The 12,929-nt window shown below is 62.2% G+C and carries 12 protein-coding genes and 1 pseudogene; 4 read left to right on the forward strand and 9 right to left on the reverse strand.

The genetic code is table 11. The features are described from left to right. A partial coding sequence (locus ACF8ML_RS19375) for an HD-GYP domain-containing protein (RefSeq protein WP_392407694.1) occupies positions 1–519 on the forward strand: 519 nt, incomplete at its 5' end. Between the two features lie 42 nt (positions 520–561). On the opposite strand, the gene ACF8ML_RS19380 is transcribed toward ACF8ML_RS19375, so the two are convergent. Further along, positions 562–1,089 (reverse strand): hypothetical protein, encoded by a 528-nt coding sequence (locus tag ACF8ML_RS19380; protein ID WP_392419712.1) that lies wholly within the window; start codon positions 1,087–1,089, stop codon positions 562–564. Positions 1,090–1,219: 130 nt separating this feature from the next. Between ACF8ML_RS19380 and ACF8ML_RS19385 the strand changes: the two genes are divergently transcribed. Next, entirely contained in the window at positions 1,220–1,498 is a 279-nt protein-coding gene (locus ACF8ML_RS19385; protein WP_047327777.1) for a hypothetical protein, read from the forward strand. A 60-nt stretch (positions 1,499–1,558) separates the two neighbouring features. Here the strand turns inward: ACF8ML_RS19385 and ACF8ML_RS19390 are convergent, their stop codons facing one another. Both ACF8ML_RS19390 and ACF8ML_RS19395 read right to left on the reverse strand, forming a co-directional pair. Further along, complete coding sequence (locus tag ACF8ML_RS19390; protein ID WP_392407714.1) at positions 1,559–3,025, reverse strand: IPTL-CTERM sorting domain-containing protein; 1,467 nt, start codon at positions 3,023–3,025, stop codon at positions 1,559–1,561. Between the two features lie 57 nt (positions 3,026–3,082). Beyond that, positions 3,083–3,493, reverse strand: a pseudogene (locus tag ACF8ML_RS19395) (hypothetical protein); the annotation flags it as partial. Positions 3,494–3,681: 188 nt separating this feature from the next. Between ACF8ML_RS19395 and ACF8ML_RS19400 the strand changes: the two are divergent. Together ACF8ML_RS19400 and ACF8ML_RS19405 are read left to right on the forward strand one after the other, a co-directional pair. Further along, positions 3,682–3,813: a hypothetical protein gene (locus ACF8ML_RS19400; RefSeq protein WP_392407697.1), complete on the forward strand. Its 132-nt coding sequence runs from the start codon at positions 3,682–3,684 to the stop codon at positions 3,811–3,813. A gap of 413 nt (positions 3,814–4,226) precedes the next feature. Next, complete coding sequence (locus ACF8ML_RS19405) at positions 4,227–5,366, forward strand: hypothetical protein (RefSeq protein ID WP_392407698.1); 1,140 nt, start codon at positions 4,227–4,229, stop codon at positions 5,364–5,366. A gap of 212 nt (positions 5,367–5,578) precedes the next feature. Here the strand turns inward: ACF8ML_RS19405 and ACF8ML_RS19410 are convergent, their stop codons facing one another. The 6 genes from ACF8ML_RS19410 to ACF8ML_RS19435 all read right to left on the reverse strand — a co-directional run bounded on the left by ACF8ML_RS19410 (position 5,579) and on the right by ACF8ML_RS19435 (position 12,927). Continuing rightward, positions 5,579–6,268: an ANTAR domain-containing response regulator gene (locus ACF8ML_RS19410; RefSeq protein WP_017405053.1), complete on the reverse strand. Its 690-nt coding sequence runs from the start codon at positions 6,266–6,268 to the stop codon at positions 5,579–5,581. Positions 6,269–6,270: 2 nt separating this feature from the next. Beyond that, entirely contained in the window at positions 6,271–7,419 is a 1,149-nt protein-coding gene (locus ACF8ML_RS19415; RefSeq protein WP_017405054.1) for a transporter substrate-binding domain-containing protein, read from the reverse strand. An 80-nt stretch (positions 7,420–7,499) separates the two neighbouring features. Then, positions 7,500–9,230, reverse strand: coding sequence for a nitric oxide reductase activation protein NorD (locus ACF8ML_RS19420; protein ID WP_392407699.1), 1,731 nt, complete (start codon positions 9,228–9,230; stop codon positions 7,500–7,502). Between the two features lie 12 nt (positions 9,231–9,242). Further along, positions 9,243–10,100, reverse strand: a complete 858-nt coding sequence (locus ACF8ML_RS19425; protein WP_392407700.1) for a CbbQ/NirQ/NorQ/GpvN family protein — start codon at positions 10,098–10,100, stop codon at positions 9,243–9,245. 72 nt (positions 10,101–10,172) lie between these two features. Next, positions 10,173–11,210, reverse strand: coding sequence for an aliphatic amidase (locus ACF8ML_RS19430; protein WP_012205469.1), 1,038 nt, complete (start codon positions 11,208–11,210; stop codon positions 10,173–10,175). Between the two features lie 307 nt (positions 11,211–11,517). Beyond that, the gene (locus ACF8ML_RS19435; RefSeq protein WP_016445958.1) at positions 11,518–12,927 is read right to left on the reverse strand and encodes a GntP family permease; all 1,410 of its coding nucleotides are present in this window, start codon (positions 12,925–12,927) and stop codon (positions 11,518–11,520) included. Between the last annotated feature and the right edge of the window lie 2 nt (positions 12,928–12,929).

The raw sequence follows: 12,929 nt of genomic DNA on the forward strand, positions 1-12,929 counted from the left end.
TATAGAAACCATAGCAGTTTGGGAGAGCAACTGCTTCTGTCGATAGATGATGCGCATCTTGTCGCTACTCTCGTCAGGTCTCACCATGAGCGATTCGATGGAGCAGGTTACCCTGATGGCCTAAAGGGGAAGGATATTCCAATAGGTGCTCGCATAATTGCGGTTGCTGATTTTTACGATGACCTGATGGTGGGGCATTTGAGCAGTAAGCCGCTAACTTGCGCAGAGGCAAGAACGCTCATTTCGCATAGTAGAGGAGCACAATTTGATCCAGAGGTTGTGGATGCTTTCTTGCAAATTGTGATTCAGGCGACCCCTGCTCCCGACCCGGCTCCAATTAATGTCCCCTGTTCGGAACTGAGGCCAGGGATGACTTTAGCTCAAGACTTCGTATCGAGGGAAGGCTTGGTCTTGCTTACAGCAGGTCGAGTTTTGACGCCAGAGTTGATACGCAGAATGCAATTGCGTGTTGATCTTGGTCGAAAGTTTCCAATTCGTGCTGTAGCGACGGCTGTTTGATTGGATTGAATAATTATTTTGGTCTGGACTTGATCCAGTTTTTTATAGCCTTCGCTCTCTGGTTGTTTTTGAGAATTTGAGTAGAATTTCTCCATTGGTTGTAATTGCTTGTTTTTCTGATATGTCAGCTATAAGTGAAGGCGGTACTTCTGTTGAATACAGCTTGTTTTTGCTTATTCTATATAAAATCCTCGTTTTTCCGACTATGAATTCATCTCCTTCGATTATTCCTATATACCGGCCATTTTTTGTATAGGCTTTCCACCATCCGCCTTCGATCATTTTATGCCTCGCTGTGCTGTGATTTATTATTGGCGCCACCATGCCAATTCTTGAGCATGAAATGTTATTATGAAAGCCGCCCGATATTTCAATTGATGCAAAATTTGACAAAGTAATTGATTTTGATAATTTATTATCAAAATCGCGCCTGGCAAGAGTAATATCTGGATATACGTGGAAACACGGATGGTCACTTGGCGTAAATCTCGACGTCGTGCCTACCAAGGCTGCCACCTCCGGCAGGATGAGCAAGGAACACATGCAGGCGCCGCAGTGGGAGCGCATCAAGCGGGATTGCTGGGGCCGGTCCTCGCTGCGCGTCCGTAGGACTCTCGCCACCGGAATCTTGCCCAGGGACCGACAGCCTGCAGCCTGTTGCTGGCACACCATGACAGCTCTGAAGCAACAGGAGCAATGAATGGCGATTTCAGAAAAGATCCAGGACCTGCGCAAGTGGGATGCCTCTCGCAAGGGATTCACGGGAGAGCATTGGCTGGTGCTCGGTGCCGGCCTCTTGGCGCTGCGCCATGCCCGGCGCGCGGAAAGTGGCATGGGCCGCCTTGTGAGTGGTGCGCTGGGCACGGCATTGATAGCGCGCGCGGCCACGGGCCGCGACGGTGTATTGGGAACGGCAGGACGATTGGCTGCAAAGCCCACCCTGGCCGAGCGCCTGCTGATCGCCGCGCGCCGCCTGTAGACGCCCGGACAAAGGAAAGGCCTGCAGTTGCGGGCCTTGCTTTTTCAGGTCAGGCCTGCATCAGCGCTGGCGGCGCATGCGGCGCAGGCCGAATATTGCCAGCAGGGCAGACATCAGAATGGCGCCCCATTCGCTGAGCGTGGGAACGGCTGCTGCGCCGCCTGCTGGGGCTGCTGCCATCACGGGCACGAGCGGATCGGCGATCACGCCCACGGCAGGGTTGGTGTCACCAGGGCCGTTGTCCGTGATGGTGTAGGTCACCGTGGTGCGCGCGCTGTCCACGATCACGTTCAGCGCGGTCGCAGGGTCAAACCAGCCGCCGACACCATCGGGCTTGCGGAACTGCACGCCTTCGGGGAGAGCGCTGGGATAGGTGAGAGTCATCGTCACAGATCCGGTGCAGTTTTCGGCGCTGAAAGCGAATTGTCCGCTGGGCGCTTGCAGGTTCGGTGGGGTGGAGGTCACAGGTCCGAAGCCGCCGCCAGGTTGCAGCGTGCAAGTGGTGCCGCCGCCGGACATCGTGGCAGACGGTATGCCGGTCATGCCAGGCACGCTGCCGGGCGCGCTCACCAGTTGCAGTTTGCGTGGCGTGGCTTGTGTGCTTGCAGAGGCTGCACCGGTTGTCCCGTTGGAGGCTGCGACCGTGAAGTTATAGGTGAAGCCATTGCTCAGGCCAGCCACGACGATGGGGGATGTCGTTCCTTGCTGAGTGATCACGCCAGGCGCACCGGGCACGGCCACGGGGGTCGCGATCACGGTATAGCCTGTGATGGGCGCGCCGCCATTGGAAGCAGGTGCAGTGAAGGTTACCGTAGCCTGCCCGTCGTCTGCAGCGATGTTGCCGATGGTGGGGGCTCCGGGTGCCGCTGCATTCACCATGAAGGTTTGAGACGCCTGTGATGCAGGCAGGTAGCTTGCGTTACCACTTTGGTTCGCATCAACGGTGCAAGAGCCTGTGTTCACAAAAGTCAGCGTGCCGCCCGTGGTGACCGTGCACACCGCAGTTGTGTTTGCGCTGAAGGCCACCGGCAGGCTGGAGCTGGCCGTCGCGGTCAGTGTTGGCGTTGTGCCGAAAGTTTGGTCGCCGGGGTTTGGGAACGTGATGTTCTGGTTTTGCTGTCCATTCACCAGTACGCCGGTCGTGGCGCCTACGTTCGCCAAATTCAGCACAACGTTGGCGCCACCGCTCGTCATCGTGCTCCCGTTGAGATCGATAGCGGTTCCTAACGACACTCCATTTGCGTCAACATCACCTGGCTGCACGGTATATATGAAGGTCAGGGCGGAGCTGTTGCTGCCACCGACGAAGTTCGCTTGCCGCAGAGTTGAACCAATCGTCAAAGGAATTGAGGGCGTGCCGCCAGCTGTGACGGCCACGGGAGCGCTGTAGGTCACAGTGAACTGCAGGTTCTGTCCAGCACTATAGGTTCCGTCGGGGGGGACGCTTACTGATTGCACTGAGGCGGCAGGAGCTACAAGCGTGTAGCTCAGCGTGGTTTCGCAGGCTTTGGAGTCTGTGATGGTCACCGAATATTGACCGGGAGCCAGTCCTGTCGCGGTTGCCGCTGCGCCACCGGAGGGGGTCCATGAGTAAGCGTAGCCAGGAGTCCCCCCTGTCGCGACAACTGTTGCGCTACCGTTGTTGCCTCCAACGGGATTGATCTGCGACTGTGTGCCTGACAATGTTTCAGGCTGTCCAACGGTCGTAGAAGCTGTTCCTTGCAGGCCGTTATTGTCAGTAACCGTAACTGTATAGGTGCCTGCTGTGAGCCCTGTTGCGGTAGCGTTTGTGCCTCCAGAGGGGCTCCATGAGTAGCTGAAGGGCGCAACACCGTTCTGGGTGATTTGGGCAGTGGCCGTGCCGTTGTTTGCCCCGTTACAAGAGGCATCGGTGTGGGACACGGACAAGGTCAGCTGTGCGCTTGCAGAGCCGGTGTAGGTGACAAGAGCAAAGATGCCGCCTAGCACCCATGTGCGGAAAACCCCAGAAGACATGTTGTTCCCTTACTTTGGAGATCGGCGCAATCTCTCTAGCTCTGTTTGCTGAACTTTTGTTTGATGACCAAACGCGCTGCAAATTGTATGAATTTGTGTATATTGTGTCTATCACTGAAACTTGGTAGTTACTCCGGCTAGGCGGCCTGGCCCTGCGGTGGTCGTCCCAAGCCTGCCAGCTTCGAGGGATGAGCACGGAATACAGGCAGTTTCCGCAGTGGGAACGCATCAAGCTGGACTACAGGGCCGGCATCAAGGGCCTGAGGCAGATCGCAGCAGAGGAGGACATCAGCCAGGGGGGCGATACGCAAGCGCGCTAAGCGTGATGACTGGAGCTGGGTGCTGTCGGAGCGCATCCAGGACAAGGCCGAGCAGTCGGTACGCAAGGAGGCGGTACGCAGCGAGGTCTGCGCGGAACGCAGGGCGTCCGAGCGGCCCACGGCCCTTGTGCGCTCACTGCGACGGCCAAGAAATACGGCAGGACTGAGAGCCATTATTCGAACTCTTCGGCGCCCGAGGAATGATCGTTTCTGAATGGCAGGCTTCGCTTGAGAATAGATCCGCAGGTGGTGATGACTGGACAAAGCGTCAACTTCCGGAGGATGCTCTGAGGCTATATTCCGTCTGCGGGAAGCTGCGTTCGTAACTTGAACGCATGCGCCTGGGAGGGGGTTTCATGCGTGCGCCTGAAGCTGTGTCAAGGCTTGCGATAAATATTCAGAGGAAATTGGCAATGGGTATCGCTTTTCGTCAGACTGAAATCAACATCAAGATTGCCAAGAAGCAAGGCAAGGAGATTTCCAAGCTTCTGCAGGACAAGGGATGGATTGCAGAGGATATGCCGTTGGATGCCGCAATGGCAGCTATTGGCTGGCATGGAAAATATCAAAAAACTCTGCTGATAATTGATGGGATTGATGTTGATAAAATAACCAAACAGGTATCCGAACAGTTCGAGGCTCTGGCTTCTTTTGTGCGAGATGGAAGCTTCGTCCGTTTTGAATCAGAGGAGAGCAGTAAAGACTACGCTCTATGTGTTTTCGAAGGGGGCAAGGCTCATGGCTATGGATGGTTGGGAACCCATGAAAAGACCGCAGTGGTTGCCGCCATCGGAACTGTGCCCAGCGGTCCATGGAATGAGTATATTCATGACGAATCGCCTTCCCGAGAGAAGCTGACAGATCATCGCTATTGGGCAGTGGTGGCTTGGGAAATGGCAGAAAATATTCAGTTCATTGCCCGGAGTTCCACGAGCTTCAGTGCCAAAGACAAGGATCAATCTTACTGGATCATCCGGGCTTGTGAGGAGGCAAAAACCTCCCTGATAGGGAAACGCCCTCTCCTTGTTCAGGATATCCAGATGTATGAGAAAGGTGTGAGCCAGGTTCCGCAGCGCATTACGAGCGATGTACATGAAATGAAGCTGCGCTGGCTAAAAGTGCCGCGCAAGAAGTTGGCAGCGCTGGATTTTGACATCAATGCTGATGAGCTACAGGAGCTTCTCCGTTATCGTGATACTTTTGCGCCTGGGAAAGAGTTTTTGGTTGATGGGCAGGAGGGTGTATATCAACCTGAAGTACTTGAATTCCTAGAATACCTGCGTCGAGCATCTTGGTTTCAGCAGCTTTGCAAGCTGGCGAAGGATGGCGAGAAACGTATGGAGATCATTACGGAATTTCATGGGCTGATGTCTGATGTAATGGAGTCTGCCGATATGAAGGAGCTTTTGTTTAATCTGCATTGGAGCGCTTCCGCTGAGAAGGGAAGCGCTGCCCTCGTTCCTGGCGTGAGCAGTCAAGTGATTTCTTCGTATATGGCTGGCGAAATCTACAACGCAATGCAGAGAATCAGCCAGCTGGCCGCGACAAAGTAAGGTTGCTGAGAGGCTTCTCTTGTAGGCGAAAGCACTCTGCTATCAACCGACCATGTAAAGCCTCAGTTAGCGGGCATCAGCACGTCGTGCCGAGCCCGACAGCCTCGGCGTCGGGGGCACTTTTCTTGACACGTTGCATGCGTTCAAAAGAAAGAGGGCCCTGGTTCCCCGGGGTCAAGCCATGGCTGCTGGCGGCAGGAGTCCTGCGTGATTTACCCGCCCACGCCCTTGCCCAGCGACAGTATTTCGCTCGCATGCACGATGGCTTGGGCAATCTCCTCCACCGAGCTGCGCCGGCTCATGGCCTGGGCGCGGATCATGTCGTAGGCCTGGTCTTCGTTGATCTGGTGGGTCTGCATGAGGATGGCCTTGGCTTCGGCCACGCGGCGCTGGCCCAGCAGCTTGGCCTGGAGCTTGGCGATGCGCTGCTGCTGCTGGCGTGATTCCTTGTGGTTTCTGCGCGCCAGCACCAGGGTGGACAGCAGGCCGAAGGAGCGGATGGGCGTGGGCAGGATGGCCTGCACTTGCAGTTCCAGCACGGCGGAGACGATGGTGGGGTTCTCGTAGTTGACCACGGCGATGGCGGTGGGCGGGCTCTCTCCCTCGCCCTGGGTCCAGGTGTAGTTCAACTGCAGGTGGTCGGGGCGAACGGCCAGGAAGACCACGTCCGTGCCTTCGGGCAGGCTGGGCTGGGGCGGCCAGATGGCCTGGACCTGGCAGCCTATGCGCTGCAGTTGCTGGGCCAGCAGTCGGCCGTCCGCGTCGTCGGGGTGGACGACGGCAATGCGCAGCTGGCGCAGTTCCTTGAGCTGGGGCGAGGTGGCGCGCAGCAGCGGCTTTCTTTCCAGCAGCGGCCGGCCTGTGGCAGCGCTGCCGGTTTCCTTGTTCGGTGCGGCATCCACGCTCAGTTCTCCAGGGCACCGAGGCTGGCAGTCCAGTCGCCCAGTGAATGGGTCACCAAATAGGGGTCGGGCGAGACGGCCCGGGTGGCTTGGCGCACGATGGTGAAGCCGCCTTGGGCATTGGCGCGGCCCACGCGCGGGTACAGCCAGGTGTGGTGGTTGCCGGGATCGAGCCGGATGCGGCCCTGGGGCGCGTCGAACTCGCTGCCCAGCAGATGGGGCAGCAGATCGCCGATGCGGTCGCTGCCGGCCTGGCGGAAGGCGTTGGCGAACAGGTGCATCTGAAAGTAGGCGGCTTCCCAACACAGGTTGGGCCGGCAGTCGTCGCCCAGGCGCTGGCGCAGCCGGGCCAGGCAGCGCGCATTGGCCGGTGAATCGATGGACTGGAAGTAGGGCGCGGCCGTGAAGTGGCCGGCCGCCACGTCGGCACCCATCTGGGCGATCTCGGCCTCGGAGGTGGTGAGGCTGGCAATCGGCATGGTCTGCGGATTGAAGCCTGCCTCTGCATAGGCGCGGTAGAGGCTGGCCGTGGAGTCGCCGACCACGGTGGAGAAGATGAAGTCCGGCTGCCTTGCGCGGATGTCCTGCATGATGGCCGCGTAGTCGCGCTCGGTGGCGTCCAGCGGCAGGTAGTGTTCGCCCAGCTTGTCGCTGCCCGGGTGCTGCATGACCAGCTCGCCCATGATGCGGTTGGACTCGTAGGGATAGATGTAGTCCGAGCCGATGAGGTAGACCCGCGCGCCGAAGCTGCTGGTCATGTAGTCGGCCAGTTGCACGCTGTTCTGGTTGGGCGCGGCGCCCGTGTAGATGACATTGCCCGAGAACTCGAAGCCTTCGTAGAGCGTCGGATAGAACAGCAGCCGGTTCCACTTCTCGACGATGGGGATGACGGCCTTGCGGCTGCTGGACATGTAGCAGCCGAAGATGACGTTGATGCCGTCGCGCACGATGAGCTGCTCGGCCAGGGCCGCATAGCGGGCCGGCGTGGAGGCCGGGTCGTAGCGCACGGCGACCAGTTCACGCCCCAGCAGGCCGCCCGACTCGTTGATTTCGTCGATGGCCAGCTGCGCGCCCTGCAGCTGGGACTGGCCGATGGTCGATGTGGTGCCGGTGGCCGAGTAAAGAATGCCGACTCTGACGGGGTCGTTCATGGGTTCCTTGTATGCCAGGTGCTGGCGTGCGTTCGTTGCAGGCTTCAGGTTAATCGAGATTTCCGTGGCGCTTGCCGTGGTCAGCGGCCGGCTGCGAGCCTTGCGCCCATCTGGGACAGCCGCCTTGGCAGATGCCGCGCGTCGTCGGCAATGCCGTAGTTGCGCCCGCCAAAGATGTGGCGCACATAGCCGTCGGCCTGGCTGTCCACGGCCAGGCAACTGATGCGTATGCCTGCGGCGCGGGCCTGCTGCACGGCATGGCGCGCGTCTTCGATCAGGTAGCGGTCGTCATGCACGTCGATGTCGGCGGGTGCTCCATCGGTGATCACCAGCAGATGGCGCTGGCCGGCAGGCTCGGCCGCCAGCAGGCTGCTGGCGTGGCGCAGGGCGGCGCCCAGGCGGGTGGAATGGCGCCCCTGCAGTGCCTGCAACCGGGTGGCCGCTGCTGCGGCAAAGGGTTGGCCGAAGTCCAGCAGGCGCAGGTAGCGGACTTCGGCGCGCGTGTTGGACGAGAAGGCGTGGATGGCCAGGCGGTCCACGCCGGTCCTGCGGCCTGCGCGGGACTCGGCCAGCATGAGGGCCGCCTGTTTCTCCAGCTCCAGCAGGCTGGCGCCGTGGAGGCCGGGCGTGTTGACCGATTCGGAAGCGTCCATCAGCACGAGCACGCTGGTGGGGCGCGGGCCTTTGCCGGCCCGCATGAAAAGGCGAGGTTCCGGTCGCAGGTTCAGGCGGCGGTCCACCTGGACCTCGATGGCGGCATTGAAGTCCAGGTCGTCGCCCTCCCACTGGCGGCGCAGGCGCTGGCGCCGGTCCAGCTGGCGTGCGGGCGGCAGCGGCAGGGGCGGCAGTGTCTGTCTACCGGCCTGGGAGCCTTTGCCGGCCAGAGCCTCGGCCTGCCATGCGGGCAGGGTGTCGATGACGGTGCACCAGTCCGTCTTCAGGCGCTCCGACCTGCGGTCCCATTCGGGATAGCTGTGGCGCGACAGTTCCAGGCCTAGGTCCAGCGACTGGCCTTCCTGTGCATCGGACTGCTGTCCTGCGCCGGCCGATGGAGGAGGGGCCGCGCGCGCAGCGGACTGCTGCAGCGCGAGTGTGTCTTCCTCGCCCTGAGGCGGCTCCGGATGCTGCCAGAGATAGCTGTTGTCATCACGGTAGGTGCTGGGCACGGCATGGTGCTGAGGGTCCATGCGCACGCGCATCTGTCCCAGGTCGTTGGCCAGGATGGAGGCAATGGCCCGGAATGCGGCGTAGTCCTCCAGCCCGTGGCGCGTGGCGGTGTCCTCGAACAGGTCACGGGCCTTGTGGATCCAGTGGTTGCCGTCCATGCGCTCTGGCCACAGCAGCATGCGGTCCAGCCGGGCCATGAAGGCGGCAAAGCCCAGGTCGGATGGGTCGGGCTCGGGGGCGATGCAGGCCTCAAACCAACGGCGCACGCCGGGGTGCTGCAGGCACAGCAGCCGCTCCACGCGCGCATCTTCCAGTGCGCCCACCACGGCCTGGCCCATGGGCTTGAGGGCGCTGCTGTCCTGGCGGGCGGGCGAAAAGCGCAGGTGGGCTGCGGCATGGGCCATCGTCGCTGCGTGCAGGTGTGCCTGAATGGGCAAGTTGGCGGGAATCAGCAGCCGGGCAGGCTGGCTGATCAGCACGGCGCGCGGCGGCAGGGCGTGGGCCTGGCCCGGCGCCGGGGCACTGGCCGGCGCCCTGGCCAGCGCCTGCACGGCGACAGGCTGGCGCGCGAGGCCGCTGGCCAGCAGGCCCAGCGTGTGCAGCAGACGGGACTCTTCGGGCAAGGCAGCGGAGACGATGGCCATGGCGCGCGGCCCTCAGGCGCCGAACTCGGCTTCGACCAGCTGGCGCAGCGCGGCGGCGGTGTCGGGGTCGTCGGTCAGGGCGCTGGTGATGGTCATGTCGCAGCTGTCATGCACCGAGACGCCGTCGCGCATCAGCAGGCCCGCGTAGATCAGCATGCGGGTGGAGGCGCCTTCATCCAGGCCCCGGTGGCGCAGTTCGCGCGTGCTGCGCGCCAGACTGACCAGGCTGCGAGCGGTGGCCGGGGCAATGCCGGTCTCGTGGGCCACGATGTCGGCCTCGATCTCGGGCGCCGGGTAGTCGAAGTCCAGCGCCGCGAAGCGTTGGCGCGTCGATGGCTTCATGTCCTTGGCGCTGCTCTGGTAGCCGGGGTTGTAGGAAACCACCAGCTGGAAGTCGGGGTGCGCGTGGACCACCTCGCCCTTCTTGTCCAGCGGCAGGGTGCGGCGCGCGTCGGTCAGCGGGTGGATGACGACGGTGGTGTCCTGGCGGGCCTCCACCACTTCGTCCAGGTAGCAGATGCCGCCGTGGCGCACGGCCAGGGTCAGCGGGCCGTCGTGCCAGGCCGTGCCGTCGGCATCCAGCAGGTAGCGGCCCACCAGGTCGGAAGCCGTCATGTCCTCGTTGCAGGCCAACGTGACCAGGGGGCGCTTGAGCGCCCACGCCATGTACTCCACAAAGCGCGTCTTGCCGCAGCCCGTGGGGCCCTTGAGGATGAGCGGCATGCGGTGCTGGTAGGCCTGCCGGTACAGCTGCACTTCGCGGCCCGAAGGGCGGTAGAAGGGCTCTTCCTCGATGCGGTAGGCCGCCAGCGGGTCGGCGGCCTGGCTGGCAGGAGCGTGCAGCGGGCCTGTGGTTGTTGTCGTGCTCATCTTCACTCTTCACCTTTCCGTGTTCATGGGCGGGCCTGCCCCCGGGCCTGCAGGCTCGGAGGCAGGACGCTGTCAGCGGTGTTTGGGCGCCTCGTGCGGAATGCCTTCGATGGGGCATTCGGGCGTGCCTACGGTGGTGCGCGTGAAGGACTCCACCATCTCGCGCGTGCCCTCGGGATCGTTGACCCACTGGCTGTAGAAGTTGTAGGGGCAGGCGGCCACGCCCTTGTCGCCGTCGCCGGAGTTGATGGTGCCGGTGTAGCCGCGGTGCACGAGCTTGAACAGATGGTTCTGAGACTGGCCGTTCTTGCGCGCATCGCGGATCAGGTGCTTGGACAGTTCGGCGTACTGGATGCCCATCTCCTCCTCGCCGGTCTCGCCCAGGGTGCGGCCGTCGAAGCCGATGATGGCCGAGTGCCCGAAGTACGAGTACACGCCGTCGAAGCCCGCCGCATTGGCCACGGCCACGTAGCAGTTGTTCATGAAGGCCATGGCCTTGGAGACCATGATCTGCTGCTCCTTGGCCGGGTACATGTAGCCCTGGCAGCGCACGACGAGCTCGGCGCCGCGCATGGCGCAGTCGCGCCAGATCTCGGGGTAGTTGCCGTCGTCGCAGATGATGAGGCTGATCTTCAGGCCCTTGGGGCCCTCGCTCACATAGGTGCAGTCGCCCGGGTACCAGCCCTCGATGGGCACCCAGGGCATGATCTTGCGGTACTTCTGCACGATCTCGCCCTGGTTGTTCATGAGGATCAGGGTGTTGTAGGGCGCCTTGTTGGGGTGCTCCTCATGGCGCTCGCCGGTCAGCGAGAACACGCCCCAGACATTGGCCCTGCGGCAGGCGTCGGCGAAGATTTCTGTCTCTTCGCCCGGGATGGCGCTGGCCGTGTCGTACATCTCCTTGGCGTCGTACATGATGCCGTGCGTGGAGTACTCGGGAAAGATCACCAGGTCCATGCCCGGCAGGCCGCGCTTCATGCCTACCAGCATGTCCGCGATCTTGCGGCAGTTGTCCAGCACCTCGGCCTTGGTGTGCAGGCGCGGCATCTTGTAGTTGACCACTGCCACGCCGACGCAATCGTTGCTGCTGGAAATATCTCCGTGTCTCATGCTGCTGCTCCTGAAGGGGTTGAGGGGGCGGCGTGCGGCATCGCTGCCCCTTCGATTCCCGGCCAACAAAAAAAGGCCCGAACCGCTCCAGGTCAGGGAGCGGTTCGGGCCTTGTTGCCCGACATCGGCGCTGGCAGCTTTGGCAGCGGATGTCGTCTTGTCGGTGATGCGGGAATGAACCGGGGCGATGCCTTATCGCCGTGCATGCATTGTTGCCATGCACCCGCCCCGCGCATATACGTCATATGCCGGTTGTGGCGGGCGCGATGCCGTGGTATTTCCCGCGCGCGCTCTGCGCCCTGGTCCCTCAGAAGGACCCGAACATGGTGCCGAGCGTGATCACCAGCACCAGGGCCAGCAGTGGCGCGCCAATGGTCATGATGGCGATGTTGCCGTACGACTGGCGGTGCGTGAGGCCGCAGATGGATAGCAGCGTGATGATGGCGCCGCTGTGCGGCAGGGTGTCGAAGCAGCCGGCCGCCATCACGGCCACGCGGTGCAGCAGCTCGGGGCTGATGCCCAGCTGGGCGGCCATGGCCAGGTAGTCCTTGCCCAGCGTGGACAGTGCAATCGACAGGCCGCCGGACGACGACCCCGTGATGCCTGCCAGCACGTTCATGGCCACGGCCTCGGAGATCAGCGGGTTGTGGGGCGCCACGTTGAGCACGGCCTCGCGGATGATGGCAAAACCGGCCAGGCTCGCGATGACGGCGCCGTAGCCCACTTCCGAGGCGGTGTTGAAGATGGGCAGCATGGAGCCCAGCACGCCCTTGTTCACCGATTCCTTGAGATTGCGCCAGCGGCCCAGGCCCAGCAGCACCAGTGCGGCGCAGGCCACGGCCAGGGACAGGATCAGCGCCCACAGGCCCGTCTGCTTGGCCGGGTTCACGGCAGGAAAACGGTCCTTGAGGAAGCCCAAATCCATTTGCGGGAACACGCCGTAGGTCAGCAGCGCGTTGACCGCGATCACCAGCACCAGCGGCAGCAGGGCCAGCAGCAGCGGCAGGTCCCGGCGGCTGTGCAGGGCGGGGCCGCTTTCGTCATGCAGGCCCTGCTCGACGGCATCGTCATGGTCGCCGTAGCCTTCGCCGGCCACGCGCGCCTTGGCCGCGCGCGACTGCAGCCACCACAGGCCCAGGGCCAGCATGGTCATGCCGCCGATGATGCCCAGGCCCGGCGCCGCGAACACGTTCGTGCCGTAGTAGGGAATGGGAATGGCGTTCTGGATGGACGGCGTGCCCGGCAGCGCCGTCATGGTGAAGGTGAACGAGCCCAGCGCGATGGTGGGCGGTATCAGCCGCTTGGGCACATGGGCCGCGCGGAACAGCGACTTGGCAATCGGATAGATGGCAAAGGCCACCACGAACAGCGACACGCCGCCATAGGTGAGCACGGCGCAGGCCAGCACCACGGTGAGGATGGCGTGCTTCTCGCCCAGCACGCGCATGATCCAGTGCGATATCGCGGTGGCTGCGCCCGAGTCGGCCATCAACTGGCCGAACAGCGCGCCCAGCAGGAACACCGGGAAGAACTGCAGCATGTAGTTGCCCAGGGCGCCCATGAAGGTGCTGGTGTACAGCGGCAGCATGTGGCCCAGGTCGCCGGACAGCAGCACGGCCACGGCGGCCATCAGGGGGGCCAGCAGCAGCACGGAGATGCCTCGATAGGCCAGGAACATCAGTCCCGCCAGTGAAATCACGATTGCCAGGGTACTCAAAT

The sequence above is a fragment of the Delftia sp. WSY_10 genome (genome assembly GCF_043104705.1).
Taxonomy (GTDB): Bacteria; Pseudomonadota; Gammaproteobacteria; order Burkholderiales; family Burkholderiaceae_C; genus Comamonas; species Comamonas tsuruhatensis.